General features: G+C 35.7%; 20 protein-coding genes. 8 read left to right on the forward strand and 12 right to left on the reverse strand.

What is annotated here, in order from left to right; translation table 11 throughout:
- Window positions 1–443: thiol-activated cytolysin C-terminal domain-containing protein (locus C564_RS32645; RefSeq protein ID WP_018767353.1), on the forward strand; the 443-nt coding region annotated here is incomplete at its 5' end.
- Window positions 444–769: 326 nt separating this feature from the next.
- On the opposite strand, the gene C564_RS0125930 is transcribed toward C564_RS32645, so the two are convergent.
- From C564_RS0125930 to C564_RS35445, 4 genes are all read right to left on the reverse strand, one after another.
- Window positions 770–1,363 carry an ABC-2 transporter permease gene (locus C564_RS0125930; RefSeq protein ID WP_018767354.1) on the reverse strand — a complete coding sequence of 198 codons (594 nt, stop codon included), beginning with the start codon at window positions 1,361–1,363 and terminating at the stop codon, window positions 770–772.
- Window positions 1,356–2,222, reverse strand: a complete 867-nt coding sequence (locus C564_RS0125935) for an ABC transporter ATP-binding protein (RefSeq protein WP_018767355.1) — start codon at window positions 2,220–2,222, stop codon at window positions 1,356–1,358. Before C564_RS0125935 ends, C564_RS0125930 begins: the two co-directional genes overlap by 8 nt.
- 5 nt (window positions 2,223–2,227) lie before the next feature.
- Window positions 2,228–2,599: a GntR family transcriptional regulator gene (locus C564_RS0125940; RefSeq protein ID WP_018767356.1), complete on the reverse strand. Its 372-nt coding sequence runs from the start codon at window positions 2,597–2,599 to the stop codon at window positions 2,228–2,230.
- Window positions 2,600–3,130: 531 nt separating this feature from the next.
- On the reverse strand, window positions 3,131–3,424 hold the full coding sequence (locus C564_RS35445) for a hypothetical protein (protein WP_231382360.1): 294 nt from the start codon (window positions 3,422–3,424) through the stop codon (window positions 3,131–3,133).
- Window positions 3,425–3,618: 194 nt separating this feature from the next.
- On the opposite strand from C564_RS35445, the gene C564_RS0125955 reads away from it, so the two are divergent.
- The 4 genes from C564_RS0125955 (at window position 3,619) to C564_RS0125970 (ending at window position 6,625) form a co-directional block, all read left to right on the forward strand.
- Window positions 3,619–5,010, forward strand: coding sequence for a bifunctional metallophosphatase/5'-nucleotidase (locus C564_RS0125955; RefSeq protein ID WP_081621524.1), 1,392 nt, complete (start codon window positions 3,619–3,621; stop codon window positions 5,008–5,010).
- Between the two features lie 67 nt (window positions 5,011–5,077).
- Window positions 5,078–5,380, forward strand: coding sequence for a YunC family protein (locus C564_RS0125960; protein ID WP_018767360.1), 303 nt, complete (start codon window positions 5,078–5,080; stop codon window positions 5,378–5,380).
- Window positions 5,381–5,435: 55 nt separating this feature from the next.
- Window positions 5,436–6,173: a sporulation protein YunB gene (gene yunB, locus C564_RS0125965; RefSeq protein ID WP_018767361.1), complete on the forward strand. Its 738-nt coding sequence runs from the start codon at window positions 5,436–5,438 to the stop codon at window positions 6,171–6,173.
- Window positions 6,174–6,301: 128 nt separating this feature from the next.
- Window positions 6,302–6,625 (forward strand): hypothetical protein, encoded by a 324-nt coding sequence (locus tag C564_RS0125970; RefSeq protein WP_026008713.1) that lies wholly within the window; start codon window positions 6,302–6,304, stop codon window positions 6,623–6,625.
- Window positions 6,626–6,698: 73 nt separating this feature from the next.
- On the opposite strand, the gene C564_RS0125975 is transcribed toward C564_RS0125970, so the two are convergent.
- Window positions 6,699–7,697 carry a M23 family metallopeptidase gene (locus tag C564_RS0125975; protein WP_018767363.1) on the reverse strand — a complete coding sequence of 333 codons (999 nt, stop codon included), beginning with the start codon at window positions 7,695–7,697 and terminating at the stop codon, window positions 6,699–6,701.
- A 190-nt stretch (window positions 7,698–7,887) separates the two neighbouring features.
- On the opposite strand from C564_RS0125975, the gene lipA reads away from it, so the two are divergent.
- Window positions 7,888–8,784 (forward strand): lipoyl synthase, encoded by an 897-nt coding sequence (gene lipA / locus C564_RS0125980; protein WP_003201659.1) that lies wholly within the window; start codon window positions 7,888–7,890, stop codon window positions 8,782–8,784.
- 109 nt (window positions 8,785–8,893) lie between these two features.
- Here the strand turns inward: lipA and C564_RS0125985 are convergent, their stop codons facing one another.
- The 4 genes from C564_RS0125985 to C564_RS0126000 form a co-directional block, all read right to left on the reverse strand.
- Window positions 8,894–9,370: a YbaK/EbsC family protein gene (locus tag C564_RS0125985; RefSeq protein WP_016132179.1), complete on the reverse strand. Its 477-nt coding sequence runs from the start codon at window positions 9,368–9,370 to the stop codon at window positions 8,894–8,896.
- Window positions 9,371–9,389: 19 nt separating this feature from the next.
- Window positions 9,390–10,100, reverse strand: a complete 711-nt coding sequence (locus tag C564_RS0125990; RefSeq protein ID WP_018767364.1) for an N-acetyltransferase — start codon at window positions 10,098–10,100, stop codon at window positions 9,390–9,392.
- Between the two features lie 28 nt (window positions 10,101–10,128).
- Window positions 10,129–10,698, reverse strand: a complete 570-nt coding sequence (locus C564_RS0125995; protein WP_026008714.1) for a histidine phosphatase family protein — start codon at window positions 10,696–10,698, stop codon at window positions 10,129–10,131.
- A gap of 89 nt (window positions 10,699–10,787) precedes the next feature.
- On the reverse strand, window positions 10,788–11,567 hold the full coding sequence (locus C564_RS0126000; protein ID WP_018767366.1) for a YhfC family intramembrane metalloprotease: 780 nt from the start codon (window positions 11,565–11,567) through the stop codon (window positions 10,788–10,790).
- A gap of 167 nt (window positions 11,568–11,734) precedes the next feature.
- Between C564_RS0126000 and C564_RS0126005 the strand changes: the two genes are divergently transcribed.
- Window positions 11,735–12,469: a MerR family transcriptional regulator gene (locus C564_RS0126005; protein WP_018767367.1), complete on the forward strand. Its 735-nt coding sequence runs from the start codon at window positions 11,735–11,737 to the stop codon at window positions 12,467–12,469.
- Window positions 12,470–12,509: 40 nt separating this feature from the next.
- On the opposite strand, the gene C564_RS0126010 is transcribed toward C564_RS0126005, so the two are convergent.
- Window positions 12,510–13,088: a YhcN/YlaJ family sporulation lipoprotein gene (locus tag C564_RS0126010; protein ID WP_018767368.1), complete on the reverse strand. Its 579-nt coding sequence runs from the start codon at window positions 13,086–13,088 to the stop codon at window positions 12,510–12,512.
- 148 nt (window positions 13,089–13,236) lie between these two features.
- On the opposite strand from C564_RS0126010, the gene C564_RS0126015 reads away from it, so the two are divergent.
- On the forward strand, window positions 13,237–13,509 hold the full coding sequence (locus C564_RS0126015; RefSeq protein ID WP_371393953.1) for a YutD family protein: 273 nt from the start codon (window positions 13,237–13,239) through the stop codon (window positions 13,507–13,509).
- A 40-nt stretch (window positions 13,510–13,549) separates the two neighbouring features.
- Here the strand turns inward: C564_RS0126015 and C564_RS0126020 are convergent, their stop codons facing one another.
- Both C564_RS0126020 and C564_RS0126025 read right to left on the reverse strand, forming a co-directional pair.
- Complete coding sequence (locus C564_RS0126020; protein ID WP_018767370.1) at window positions 13,550–14,065, reverse strand: GNAT family N-acetyltransferase; 516 nt, start codon at window positions 14,063–14,065, stop codon at window positions 13,550–13,552.
- 11 nt (window positions 14,066–14,076) lie between these two features.
- Window positions 14,077–14,577, reverse strand: a complete 501-nt coding sequence (locus C564_RS0126025; protein WP_003208878.1) for a S4 domain-containing protein — start codon at window positions 14,575–14,577, stop codon at window positions 14,077–14,079.
- Window positions 14,578–14,594 lie beyond the last annotated feature (17 nt).

A 14,594-nucleotide genomic window follows, 5' to 3' on the forward strand; every position in this document is an offset into this window, starting at 1 on the left:
CTAAAAATCCAGCATACCCAATTTCATATACAAGCACTTTCTTAAAAGATAACGCAACTGCTGCTGTTCATAACAATACAGATTATATTGAGACTACAACTACAGAATATTCTCGTGCTAAAATGACGCTTGATCATACTGGTGGATATGTTGCTCAATTTGATGTATCTTGGGATGAATTCTCATATGATCAAAATGGCAAAGAAGTACTAACCCATAAAACTTGGGAAGGAAACGGCAGAGACAGAACTGCTCATTTCAATACAGTTATACCACTTTCACCGAATTCAAAAAATGTAAAAGTTGTAGCAAGAGAATGTACAGGTCTTGCATGGGAATGGTGGAGAACAATTATTAATGAACAAAATGTTCCATTAACAAATGAAATTAAAGTTTCAATTGGAGGAACGACATTATACCCAAGTGCTAATATTAGTCATTAGTTAATAGAGGTACTATATGATTATGATGTAACGACAGATAACTAAGGTGATGTATACGCCTTAGTTATCTTTTGCTTTTTCATTCAATGAGAGTACAATGTAAAGGATAATATTTTAAAAATCCCGTCACATCAATATTTGTATTCCATCTATACTGAAAATAAAATTAGTTTAATTTTAAATTTAACAAATCACTTACGATGATATTAGATATGTTATACAAAAAATATTTTGAAATTAATTTTCGTATATAAATAAAATCCGATGAAACCTCACCGGATTTTTCTCTTTTAAAAAGGAGATATTATAATAAAGAACATTCTGAATTAAAATACTTTACGTTGATAAATGATTAATGATACTCCCCATGAAACGATATAAACACATACGATTATAGCTGTAGCTATGCTATACAAGACAGGTATAGAAAAGCTGAAAATAGCATCGATAACCGTACTAAACTCTGTTGCAAGAAATTTTACCAAAGCAGTTAATCCTAAAAATGAAGCTATAATAAACAAAATCAGATGCTCTTGTTTAAATTGATAAAATAGTGGAAATGTAAAGGCTGCAAATAGCAAAAACAATGCATTGCCCATTACAATATGCTCTACAATAAATGACTTTTGAAAGATGATAAGCATTGCGCTTGTTACAGCAATTGCTAGCAACATGTAAACAATTGCTCCAATATAACGTGAAGCGACAATTTCCTTACGTGTATATGGTAAAGAATTTAATAAAATATTTGTTTCTGTCTTTGCATCGTAGGCATGCGTACTAAATGGAATCAAAATACTTGCAATCGTAAATGTTAAAATAGGGTGACTATTCGTCACAATAAAAAAGATAATACAGCCTAAATAAAAGATCAGTTGCTTCTTCTGTAAAATTAAATCGCGTTTGATTAAATTAAGCATGATGCCCTACTCCTTTCGAGTAATACATGATGTCCTCTAATGAGGCACGTTCAATCATAACTTCATTACCAAAAATTTGTTCAACTTCAGCTACATTATTTGTTAATGCCTCAAAGCCAGTCGGTGCACGATGAATATGCATAAAGGCTTTTTCTGTATCGCGGTCTAGTAAATCCGTACTCCCTTTTACTAAGGCATAGTTTTCTTCTATCTCATGAATGGAGTGATTAAAGATTAATTTTCCCTTTTTTACAAAGGCGATAAAATCAGCGATGCGATCTAAATCCGTCGTAATATGTGTCGAGAAAAATAGTGTACGATTGCCATCAAGCATTAATTCATGTAGTAAATGAAGTAACTCACGTCTAAATATTGGGTCTAAGCCCGCTGTTGGCTCATCCATAATAATCAGCTCGGCATGATGTGATAGCGCAAGCGCTAATGAAGCCTTCATCTGCATACCCTTTGAAAAAGTTTTAATCGCTTTATTCATTGGCAATTCAAACTGTTCTATATAGCGCTTAAATATCGTTTCGTCCCAATTTTTATAAGCAGGCGCGATCATACGTTTAATATCCTTTAGATTTAACCCCTCATAAAATACGTTACTATCAAAAACAAAACCGATGCGCTCTTTAATTTCTTTTTCGTGGGTTGCGTAGTCTAAGCCGAAAATTTTAACCTCGCCCGCATCTGGCTTTAATAAGTTCATCATTATTTTAATGATTGTCGATTTACCGGCACCATTTGTGCCGATGAATCCTGTTACAAATCCTTTTTTGATTTGTAAATTTAATTGCTTTATCGAAAAACCTTGAAATGTTTTACTAACATTGTGTAGCTCTACTATATTTTCCATGTATTTTACTCCTCATATAAAATAGTTAATAATTCTCGCAGTTCCGTTAAAGGTAGCCCAATTTCCTTACTATTAGTAATGACAGACAATAACTGTTCTTCAATCACTTTTAATTTTTTCTCACGTACTACATCTAAATTTTGTTCAGCAACAAACGAGCCTTTACCTACAATCGAATAAATAAAACCTGCTTTTTCTAGCTCCTCATACGCGCGCTTTGTCGTAATAATACTAATCTGCAAATCCTTTGCGAGCTGGCGCATTGATGGGAGTGGCGATCCCTCTTTTAAATCACCAGTTAAAATGAGCGACTTTATTTGATTGGTAATTTGTTCGTAAATTGGCTCCTTAGAACTATTTGAAATAATTATTTGCATGCAAATCCCTCTTAGTCTTTATATTGTATATATACTCTATATACAATATATAAATTTTATATCAAAAATGCAATGATTTTCCAGAATTTTTTTTATAAAGGGTACTCATGTAAATGAATAGTAGGTTTAATCATGGAGTGAGTATATTCAAATTTATTTTAGATAGCGTATCAAGAACGTTATAAGTGTGAATGCAAAAGTCTATTATGTGTAGTTAAAACATTTAGAAATCCTCTTAAAAATTTTTAAGGAATTTCTAAAAAATAGATAAATGGGAATAACGGGAGGTGGAACATATGAAGCAATTTGCGAAAGGAGTATGGAGAAAAAGTATGGGGAATTGTAAAAGAAAGCATTTATATTGCAGCAGCATTTATTACAACTTATCTTTTCTTTATTTTCTAAAAAAGAAGCTATCTCAGTATATGGGATAGCTTCTTTTTAAATGGTCTAAGTATTCAAAAAAGATAAAGAGTTTTGTTAGCTGTACCGTAAAAATTCCAAAGTGTTAAAGTCGTATGATGGGCGCTTTTACGGCTCCCTAAATCCAAATGCTCCAATAAGAACAGGAATGAGTAATATGAAAATAACAGGTAGAAGTGGAACAAAAATACCGACAAACTTCCATTTGCTTGGTTCGTTCTTGTTTATAGCTATCATGCTGAATATGAGGCCGAGGATGATGCAAGCGGTGCTAATAAAAAAGAAAATGATTGGTAAAAAACTTAAATTTGCTGCAAGGGCATAACTGAGTGAAAATGAAACAACTCCAGCTAATGTAACCCACAGAGAGAGAAAGCTATATTTGTTAAACAAAGGAATCACCCCCATACATCCATTTTAGTGTGAAAATTTTCTAATTAAAAGGTATCTTTTTGCTTTTTTCCCCAATGAGAGTACAATGTAAAATAGCAAGAAAAGGCGAAAAGTATTTACAGGATTATTGCAAGTAGATAGCGTAAAAGGCAGTAAGGAATTGAGAGGAGGTTTTTTCTCTGGATATAAATAAAGAAACAATCATTCACCTTTATCATACAAACGATATACATAGTCATTTTGAAAAATGGCCGCAAATTTCTCGGTTTGTACAAGAAGAGAAAAAGCGCAGACAGAAAGCAGGAGAATCTGTTTTCACATTAGATATTGGCGATCATGTGGATCGTTTTCATCGTATAACGGAAGCAACGAATGGCAAGGGCAATACGAAATTATTAAACGAAGCGCTATATGATTATGTAACGATTGGAAATAACGAAGGAATTACATTAGCGAAGGAGCATCTTGAACATTTATACGATGAAGCGAATTTTGAGGTGCTTGTAGCTAATTTATTTGAAAGAGATGGAACGAGTCCTAATTGGGCAAAACCGTACAAGCTGCATACAACTGCAGATGGAGTTACGATCGCTTTTATCGGCTTAACGGTAGCTTATCCAGAGTTCTATGAAATGCTGGATTGGCATATTGGAGATCCAATTGCACATTTGGAAGTAATTTTAGAAGAAGTGAAAGAAAAAGCTGATGTTACTGTCGTTCTTTCTCATCTTGGAAAGAATGCAGATGAGTATATGGCAGAGCATTATGATATTGATGTTATTTTAGGGGCACATACGCATCATTTGTTTGAGCGTGGTGTTCTTGTGAATGGGACCTTGCTTTGCTGCGGAGAAAAGTGGGGGCATTATGTCGGACATGTTCAGCTAACGGTGGATCTAGAGACAAAAAGAGTGACAGAAAAGGATGGGAGAGCGATTCGTACAAATCGTCTGTCAGCTTACGGAGAGTCATTGCTGACGATTGAAGCGTTAGAGAAAGAAAGCGAACTTATTATGGCAGATCCGATTGTTGAGTTAAAAGAACCATTGCCGATTGATTGGTTCCAGGAGACACAAATTTCCCGTATGTTAGCAAGTGCATTAAAAAAATGGTGTAATGCGGAAATTGGGATGGTCAATGCGGGTGTGTTATTAGAAGGATTAGAAGAAGGAATTGTAACGCGCGGAGATATCCACCGCATTTGTCCACATCCTATTAATCCATGTGCACTAAAAGTAAAAGGCAAAACATTACGAGATGTTATTTTAAAAGCACGTCGTCCAAATATGGAACAACTTGAGGTAAAAGGCCTTGGTTTTCGCGGGAAAGTTATGGGGAAAATGATTTATGATGGCCTGGAAGTTACATTAGATACGATTCCTGGAAATAAAATTTTACTCGAAGATGTATTGATTAATGGAGAATCATTAGAGTTAGAACGTATATACACTGTCGGAACGATTGATATGTTTACATTCGGGTACTTATACCCAGAACTATCCACACTTTCTGAAAAACAATATTATATGCCAGAGTTATTGCGAGATGTGTTAACAGAGATGTTGATAACTTATACATCTTCCATCAAACTATAGGCTAGTTAACCTGTAACACTCATTTTTCTCTTTTCATAAAGATAAGAAAGAGAGGAGTGTGTGAACTATGGTTAATGTGGAACCAATTATCATTGGTAACTATGCGTTTATAGCGGTTAGCGTAAAGCTTCCGAAAACAAATTTGCTGGCTGTTATGAGCGATAAGGGATATATTATGTGTGGAGCTTTAGATGTCGGTCTATTAAACGAGAAGTTAGGGGACCGAGGTATTATTGCTGGTCGCGCAGTTGGTGTGAGAACGATTGAGCAGCTTCTTGAAGCGCCGCTTGAATCGGTAACGACTGAAGCCGAGGCTCTAGGCATTCCAGCAGGAACAATTGGAAAAGATGCTTTATTAAAAATGATATAAGTATATATCGTCCCTCTTTCTTGCATAGAAATGATATAAGAAGGAGGGTTTTTTTATGCGTACATTTCGTCCAAAAGCTTCGCGTTTCCGAAAAGGACCGCTCCCCTTTCGGCATGTACTACTCATTTCGTTTATCATTTTTTTATTGTTAACTTTACAAGGATTCTGGATTGTGAATAAAAGTATTCAACCTACATTAATAAAATATGGAGAAACGCAGACACATAAAATGGCAACGGTTGTGATGACGAAAGCAGTAAAGGATCGAATTAAGGAAGGATTTGATGTGGATTCATTAATGAAAGTACAAAACGATAAGAATGGAAGAGTATCCACAATCGATTTAAATACAAAGCAAGTAAATGAGATTTTGACATCGACTACTGCATACATAGAGAAATATTTGCATCAAGTGGAGAAGGGGAATATGAAGGCACTCGGTCTTCCAGAAGAGAGCGGAGTGTCAATGTCTGTTCCTCTTGGACGCATAACGGATAATGCACTCCTTGGTAATTTAGGGCCGGATATTCCGATTGATTTTACAACAATTGGTCATGTGAATACGGATATTAAGCAAGATGTAAAACCGCATGGAATTAACAATACAGCGATTGAAGTTGTTATGGAAGTGCAGGTTACGCTACAGGTAATTATTCCATTTCGTACAAAAGAAATTACAGTAAAACAAAATATCCCAATTGCAACGCGAATTGTACAAGGAGAGGTACCATCTTATTATGGAAGCGGCGGAGTTGTTATGCCTGATAGTAAGGGGAAGAAAGCGGATGATTAGTCATTCGCTTTTTTGTTTTTACTTATTTTTGTAAAATGGAAAGATAAATAAAATTACATATCATTCCATATTTATAATAGAGGGTGACTCGAGAATTTGAAGATATTAAAATAAGTGTGGGGTGTCAAATGGGAGAAATACTTTTCTTTTTAGGGATAGTATCCTTAATAACTTATCATTTGTTAAGCCACAGAAAAATGGATTCAACCAAAAAGAAGTTGTATTTTATAAGTCTGATTTTTGTTATTGTTTTTGCCTTTATTCCTACAACAGGACTAAGTAATGGGGAATTTCTTCACTTTGGTATACCTGCAGAAAATTTCACTTATTTTGGTAGGGGGATGCTTGGTTTTAATCCATTGGGGTTTATCTTTAACTTTTTTGTGTTTTATTGTTTTTTTAAGCTAATACTAAAAATATGGAAATTTTTATCAAATAAAGCAGAGGATTAATAAAATATGTATTATAACGGATGAGTAAGTTTGAAAAGACATTATAGTACTTAAAAGGAAACAACCGTAGCAATTAGCTACGGTTATTTTTTAAATTCGCACGTTCTTTCCGCTCCCACAAACTTAAATGCATATACGGATCAAAAGCCCATTCTGTATACCCGTTGTCTTTATATAATCCAAAGTGCAAGTGTGGTGGGAACTTTCCAGCTGTACCAGGAGGTCCATAACCTGTGTTACCAACGAAGCCAAGAACGGTTCCTGGCTCTACAATTTGTCCTAGCTGTATTTCTTTAGAAAAGCCACCTAAATGTGCGTAATAATGATAATTGTTATATAAATCACGAATGCCGATACGCCAACCACCAAGGCGATTCCAACCTTTTGTTTCAATAACGCCGTAGCAGGTAGATTTTACTGGTACACCGTGCCTTGCGAAAATATCGGTGCCTTCATGAATACGTCTTCCTCCAAAACTCCGCCCAGCGCCAAATGTACTACGGTAGCTATTGTCGCTATGGACAGGAAGAGGGAAAGCATTCCCTTCTAAGTTAATACGACCATAGTGCTTATAGATTCGAGCATATTCGGTAATTAATTCAACCGTTTTTGCACGTCTATAATATTCCCAGAGCATAATTTTAATACGGTCTTCTGAAGTCCCTTGTTTTTTTATAATAGTTGCCATTGTATGCAAAAGGTCTCGGTCGTTATTTGCATTTGCAATTCCATCTTTATCGCCATCTAAACCAATCCCCCCAAACAGAGAAATCGTGTGGGGAAGAGTATCGTTAGTAGAACCATTGGCAGGTCCAGCCCACATTTCCGGTTTAAAGTAAATTGATATGATAGCATCGGGCTTTTTCGGAATATCTTTTCTTACGCTCCGTATATTGCGTTCATATTGATCAATTGCGGCTAAGTAATACCATGGAATATTAGCATCTTTTTCAGTTTCTTTATATAGTGTCATGCGCTTTTCGTATATTTGATTTTGATTCACTTCACCATAGGCAATGCCTTGCCCAAGAAGAAAACAAATAGAAAGCAATAAGGCAATCTTTCGAAGCATAAAAATAAACTCCTTTCACAACATCACTCTTTTTAGTGTGGGATATACGAGATATTTCATTATAGTAAATCATTGGTAAAAATTCTTGGAATCTTCATTTGAGCAAATCGCTTTCATACGTTAGAATAGATATGTTACATTGAAAGAAGCGAACACGGTAAACTATTTCATATTGTGCGGAGTTGATAACATGACAAAACAAACAGAATATAAGCGCAAGCCCGAATGGTTGAAAATTAAGTTAAATACAAATGAAAACTATACAGGCTTAAAGAAAATGATGCGTTCTAAGCAGTTACATACCGTTTGTGAAGAGGCGAAATGTCCGAATATTCACGAATGCTGGGCTGTAAGAAAAACAGCAACGTTTATGATTTTAGGTGCGGTTTGTACACGTGCTTGTCGTTTTTGTGCGGTTAAAACAGGCTTACCAACGGAGCTTGATTTACAAGAGCCAGAACGCGTAGCAGATTCTGTAGTACACATGGGCTTAAAACACGTTGTTATAACAGCGGTTGCACGTGATGATTTGAAAGATGGCGGAGCTGCTGTTTTTGCTGAAACAGTGCGCGCTGTTCGTCGCAAAAATCCATTCACGTCTATTGAAGTACTGCCATCTGATATGGGCGGGGTAGAAGAAAATTTAAAAATGTTAATGGATGCAAAACCGGATATTTTAAACCATAACATTGAAACAGTACGTCGATTATCTGACCGAGTTCGCGCTAGAGCAAAATATGATCGTTCATTAGAGTTTTTACGTCGTGCAAAAGAAATGCAACCTGATATTCCAACTAAATCTAGCATTATGGTGGGACTGGGTGAAACAAGAGAAGATTTAATTGAAGCAATGGACGACTTACGTGCGAACAATGTGGATATTTTAACACTTGGACAATACCTACAACCATCTAAAAAGCATTTACCAGTTATTAAATACTACACACCAGCTGAATTTGCAGAGTTAAAAGAAATTGCTCTTAGCAAAGGATTTAGCCACTGTGAAGCTGGCCCGCTTGTTCGTTCTTCTTACCATGCAGATGAGCAAGTACGTTCTGCAAAAGAAAATACAGCACAAGCAAAATAATAGTAAAAAATCCTTCTTAGCGTGAAAACTAAGAAGGATTTTTTTACTTCAAATACAACTAAATAGGAAAGAATAAAGTAAACAATGAAGGAAGTTTTACCGCGGTTTTTCAATTTGTTTTTCTATATTCTAAAACGGTATTTTGACATATGGATAAAATCTTTTTCAATTCTTCTGTGGATAATTCAATTGTAAATTCCGGAACACCCGGTGTAATTAAAATTTTGTCATAGGCATAGACGGAACTATCCACAATAATTGTTACATTCTGTGAATAACCAAAAGGAGCGACGCATCCCGGAATACATCCTGTTTGTTCTCTTAGTTCATCAGGTGAACAAATTGATAAGCGCTGCCCCGTGATTTCCTTCATTTCGTTTTTCTCGAGACGAGTTCCTTCCAATGTGAAGAAAACGTAATAGGATCCAGATTTTGATTTTAAAAATAAGCTTTTACTTGGAGCACCCTGCAAGCCAAGGCGTTCACGAACAACACGATCTGTCTCATAATCGAGAACTGGTTCGTGTTCAAATTTTTCATAAGAAACATTTGTCTTATGTAATAAAGAGATTACTTCTTCGTACATATTTTTGTAATGCCCCTTTCTATATTTTCCCTATGTTCATCATGACTTTTTCAAATTTTTTTGCACTTAAAATTTCATGTGTTAAAAATTCTCCGTTATAAAAAGCTCCGTATGTCGTGAAGGCACAAGGAGCATGTTGCGCATCTTCTCGCGATGTCAACTGAATGCATTCGAAAGGGATATGATATTGCTGAGTGATATTGGCTAATTCTTGATGAATGTAATAATCAGTATAAGGACACTGATTTGTATAATAGACAACCAAGCCGTTTTGATTCGGAATCTTCATGTCTTTGGCGCTTGCTGTGAAATGTGGTGAAGGAGCATTTGGATCAAGTTTGTATACAAGTAATTCAAAATAAGGCGGTGCTGTATCACATACTTGAAACCCTTTTTTCTTTAAGTAGCCGCCATCTGATAAATAGGGGCGTTTTTTCTTGCTTGAAATAACAACGATTCCATGCTTTCCTTTCGCTTTAGAATCTTGCATACATTCTTCTAAGAGCTGTGCACCATAGCCTTTCCCTTTAAAACGCCCCGATATCCAAAAGCAATTGATGAATGTGTATCCTGGTGCAGAGATAGGCACCCATGCATACTCAGCTGGAATGTGTTCAATGAACACCTTTCCTTTTACATCTAGCTTTTTAAACATAAGTCCTTCTTCAAATCGATCTTTTAGCCACTCTTTTTTTAGCTCGACACCACGTTTCACTTTTTTGTCTGACATTGCACAGCAGATATGTTCTTGTTCAATATTATCTCATGTAACAATTTTCAACGGTCTTCCCCCACAATCTGTGGATTGTCGTTTGTTCATCAAGTGTAATTTCGTAAATATCAGGATTGCTTAAGTTTTTCCATTCTAGAAAACTAATCCGATTATCAAAGTACTTTAAAATGAGCGTTAATAAATTTCCATGTGTAACAAGTAATGTTACTTGGTGTTCTTGTTGTAAAATGTCTTGAATAAGCGATGCAACGCGGTCCATCGCTTGTTTTGTTGACTCTCCGCCTAAAAAGGCAATATCTATATTTGTAAAAGTATATTCTAGTTTTTGTAGCCAATCTTCCATTGGATTATTGCTTAATATGCGTTCCTCTAGGCGCTCATCTTCGCCTACGGGTAGATTGGTTCGTAATGCAAATGGTGCAATGGATTGAATGGCTCGAGTAAAAGGGCTTGAAATAATGGACTCTATTTGCAGGTTATTCTGTATGAGAAAATCAGCAAGAAAGTGTGCTTGCTTTTCCCCTGCAATTGTTAGTGCTGCATCTCGTTCTTGTCCAGTTGCTGAGCAGTGACGTACTACGATAAGTTTTTTCAAAATCCATTCCTCATTTTTCAAGTTGACCATACATACTTCGACAAATAGGAAAAAAATCCTCTATAGAAAAAAGCTAAGTTCACGTGGGCTTAGCTTTTTTCTGATTCAATTGTTAATTTGTCTTTCATTTTACGAATAAGAATGAAAGCGCAAATTGTAAAAATAAGCGTGATTCCTTCTGCAACAAATATGTTGATAACTTGCTTTTGATAAAGAGCTGCAAAGAAGTCTATAAATGCATGAAACAAGCCGGCATATATAACAAAAATATATTTCTTATGTTTTACGCCGTATAATACAAGCATTGAGAAGGCGATTTGTAAGACCAAAGTTAAGATTCTTTCTAAGCTACCAAGTAGGTAGAGATAGGAAGGAGTGCTAAGTAATAAATCTTGCACTTGACTGAGCTGAGGGGCCTTTTCAATAAGTTTTGAAAAACTTCCATTATTGATTGAAATAGCAAAGTATAGAGTTTGAAGACTAGCTAGAGCCCCAATTGAAATAGATTCAATCCCTCCGTGTCCAATTCCATATGCTAAACCATCTTTATATTCTTGATATTTCTTAAGTAAATAGAAGAAGGCTATGAATCGACCTGCTTCTTCAAAGATAGCGGCAGTAAGTCCACCATAGATGGCATAAAGAAATGGGTTTTTCAATATTTCCGATGTTGTAGGATTGCCCAGCATAAATACGTGAAAAGGTGTTTCGAGAATTTGTGAAAATCCAATAAAGATAAGAACCCCAACACCAACAACTTTCCAGTTTATATGATATTTTTTTCGAAAATAAACAAGTACGATAATTGGAACTAGAACCGAAATCGCTAGTTGCATAATCATACTGGTAATTACAGCATTTGAAACCATATTTTTCACCGCTTTCTAATATATGTACATATATATTATGCCTGAATTTTAAGGGAATGTGGAGTGGAGGAGTTTTTAGTCATAAAAAACACATAATTTAATAATCATTTTTTATTGACTCTCACGTTACGTAATACTTTATTGTATGTATGAAGGGAGGCGAAACAATGACAATGAGGGTAAAAGAAGTAGCTGATTTAGTTGGTATTAGTGTGCGCACACTGCATCATTATGATGAAATTGGGTTGTTAACCCCAGACGAGACGACAGAGTCAGGGTATCGTCTGTATTCCAATGAAAATCTAGAGACATTGCAGCAAATTTTATTTTTTAAAGAGCTTGGCTTCCCTTTAAAGAAGATTAAGGAAATTATCATGAGTCCTTCATTTGACCGGGAAGAAGCGCTTCAATTGCATAAGAAAATGCTGCTCGAGAAGCGAGCTAGACTGGATAAGGTGATTGCGACAATTGATAAGACAATTAAGCATACAAAAGGAGAGATTCAAATGACGAATAAAGAAAAATTTGAAGGATTTGATTTCAGTCAAAACCCATATGAGCAAGAAGCACGTGAGAGATGGGGAGACGAAGCTGTGGATAAAGCGAATAAGACAGCAGCTGGCATGCCTAAAGAAAAGCAAGAAGAGTTTAATGGCATTTATAGAAAGCTGGCTACACTTCGAAATGGCGCGCCTGATTCTAAAGAAGCACAAGAAGCAATCCAAGAATGGTACGATTACTTGCAAAACTTCGGTCAATATTCATTAGAGACATTCAAAGGATTAGGTCAAATGTATGTAGATGATGAACGTTTTACAAAAAATATTGACCAATTTGGAGAAGGTTTAGCACAGTTTATGTGCGATGCAATGGCGGTATACGCAGATAACCGTAAAAAATAAAAAAGATGGGGCTGTCTCAAGTGGGCAGCCGCCATCTTTTTTATTTTTTAAGCATGTCATTTAATGTTTGATTCTGCGTATTATTCAAATGCGGATTTTTCCCCATTTCACGTTTTAGCATATCAAGGCTTTGTTCATATTCTTTATTGTTTAATGTACCAGATTGCAGACCTTGAATTTGCGTGATCAATTTTTGGTCTGTTGATACATATGCTTTATAATAGCGAGGAACGATGGATAAAGCCGTTTTATATACTTGATCTGTTACAAGAGCAGGATCGTTTGTTTTTGCTTTGTATACAACAAATACTTCGTCATCGGTCACAAGTGTAGCAGCATTTGTGACATCTGGAAGATTTACTGTCATACTTGTAACCATTTCAGCCACCTTCTCGCGGTTAATGGCACCCACTTGTTTGTTAGATACTTCATGTTTTTGTTTAGAGGAGTATCCGACTCTTGTAAGCTTTGTATTTGTATTTTCTGTATGATACATGTCGTTTTTATTGGAGACAAGAACGCGGCTGCCTTTTTCATGTTCCATTTCAGCTTTATTTGTCGAGTAGCAACCTACAAATAAAGAGAGCGTGAGAAGAGAGAGTATCATTTGTTTTTTCAAGATGTATCACCTCCTTCTCCATAGCATTTACTACTTTTCAATTTTTTGTATTTGAAATTGTTGGTTGTTAGGCTTTGTGATACGATAAAAAGAAGAATGCTTAGAAAGGAAGTTAATGATGGAGCAAAAGCAGGAGATACATGCTACAATGAGCATTAATAATGTTCAATACGAAGTAATTAAAGACTATCGTAACGGTTTTCGTGAAGAAGCATTTAAAGAGCGCTATGCAGAAATTTTAAATAAATATGATTATATCGTTGGTGACTGGGGATACGAACAACTCAGATTGCGCGGTTTTTTTGATGATAGTAACCAACGTGCGACATATGATACGAAAATTAGTACATTATCGGAGTACTTATACGAGTACTGTAATTTTGGTTGTGCACACTTTGTATTACGAAAAGTGAAGAAGTAAAAAGAATTCCTCTTACGATAGGCGTAAGAGGAATTCTTTTTTAATCAAGTATTTTTTCATAGCAGTTATACCAATTATAGGGCTTTGGTTTACTTGGAAAATAAACAGCGCCCCGGCATATATAATTATTTGTTTCGTATAAACGTAAGGAAACAGGATTACCTGTGAAAGCATCTAAGCGTATCCCGGTATAGTTCTTTTGCTGTGCTTCATTTTCCCAAAAGGATAATAGTTCTTTACTATATCCTTTTCCTTGTGCGACTGGATGGATGACAAAAGAGTGGACAATGAGAAAACGTCCTTCCGTTTTTGACCAGTCAATAAGCGTATACTCTGGGGACTGCCATTCATTCAAAATGACGGCACCAACGATTGAATCATCTTTACATAGACAATAGAGTTCATTATTTTCTAAGTGGTAGGAAATTGTTTCTCGCGTCGGATAAGAGTCATCCCATTGGTAAATTTGTTTTTGGAGTAGGTCCGTTTTACACTGCTCATACATATCATCTAACTCATCTAATAGGTTAAGTGTACCTTTTGTTATTTTTAGCATATGTGTCCCCTTTACAAGCAAATTGAAATAAGATCACCTTCAGAAAGCGTTGTATGTGGTTTCATCTTCTGTCCATTCAACTGAATGTGTCCGTTTTTTATTCTGTCTACAATCGCGGTGCGGCTCCAATCTGAAATATACGTAGCGAGTGCTTTATCCATGCGATGAGAGCCAAAAACTGTTTCTAATACAATGGCTAATTCTGTAGTGCCAGCTTCTTTATATTGCATAATCGAGATAGTAGTGATCATCTCACCTTGTTCTTTTTGAAACACATCGATCGTTTCGACATGATCAGAAAAAGACTTATAAATGTGAAGTTTCTTGTTCCACGTATGTCCTTTCGGGCATTTATAAATGGCAAAGCGGTAAATATTTTTTCCGTTTGCGTTATGCCTACGAATGTTCGTATCAGTAAAAAGGGTGGTATGCCCGCAATTTTTACAATGCTTTTCGACTATCGTTTCAAATTCATTTTCATATAAATTCCAAGAAAGTTGTACTTTCTGCATTTTCCTTCACCTCGTTT

The sequence above is a fragment of the Bacillus sp. 105MF genome, from assembly GCF_000374885.1.
GTDB lineage: Bacteria > Bacillota > Bacilli > Bacillales > Bacillaceae_G > Bacillus_A > Bacillus_A pseudomycoides.

Excerpts from the sequence above, each read along its gene's own strand:
- C564_RS0125930 (WP_018767354.1), bottom strand. The coding sequence starts at position 1,363 with ATGCTTAATTTAATCAAACGCGATTTAATTTTACAGAAGAAGCAACTG.
- C564_RS0125935 (WP_018767355.1), bottom strand. The coding sequence starts at position 2,222 with ATGGAAAATATAGTAGAGCTACACAATGTTAGTAAAACATTTCAAGGT.
- C564_RS0125940 (WP_018767356.1), bottom strand. The coding sequence starts at position 2,599 with ATGCAAATAATTATTTCAAATAGTTCTAAGGAGCCAATTTACGAACAA.
- C564_RS0125960 (WP_018767360.1), top strand. The coding sequence starts at position 5,078 with ATGGTTAATGTGGAACCAATTATCATTGGTAACTATGCGTTTATAGCG.
- yunB (WP_018767361.1), top strand. The coding sequence starts at position 5,436 with ATGCGTACATTTCGTCCAAAAGCTTCGCGTTTCCGAAAAGGACCGCTC.
- C564_RS0125970 (WP_026008713.1), top strand. The coding sequence starts at position 6,302 with ATGGGAGAAATACTTTTCTTTTTAGGGATAGTATCCTTAATAACTTAT.
- C564_RS0125975 (WP_018767363.1), bottom strand. The coding sequence starts at position 7,697 with ATGCTTCGAAAGATTGCCTTATTGCTTTCTATTTGTTTTCTTCTTGGG.
- lipA (WP_003201659.1), top strand. The coding sequence starts at position 7,888 with ATGACAAAACAAACAGAATATAAGCGCAAGCCCGAATGGTTGAAAATT.
- C564_RS0125985 (WP_016132179.1), bottom strand. The coding sequence starts at position 9,370 with ATGTACGAAGAAGTAATCTCTTTATTACATAAGACAAATGTTTCTTAT.
- C564_RS0125990 (WP_018767364.1), bottom strand. The coding sequence starts at position 10,100 with ATGTCAGACAAAAAAGTGAAACGTGGTGTCGAGCTAAAAAAAGAGTGG.
- C564_RS0126000 (WP_018767366.1), bottom strand. The coding sequence starts at position 11,567 with ATGGTTTCAAATGCTGTAATTACCAGTATGATTATGCAACTAGCGATT.
- C564_RS0126005 (WP_018767367.1), top strand. The coding sequence starts at position 11,735 with ATGACAATGAGGGTAAAAGAAGTAGCTGATTTAGTTGGTATTAGTGTG.
- C564_RS0126015 (WP_371393953.1), top strand. The coding sequence starts at position 13,237 with ATGAGCATTAATAATGTTCAATACGAAGTAATTAAAGACTATCGTAAC.
- C564_RS0126020 (WP_018767370.1), bottom strand. The coding sequence starts at position 14,065 with ATGCTAAAAATAACAAAAGGTACACTTAACCTATTAGATGAGTTAGAT.
- C564_RS0126025 (WP_003208878.1), bottom strand. The coding sequence starts at position 14,577 with ATGCAGAAAGTACAACTTTCTTGGAATTTATATGAAAATGAATTTGAA.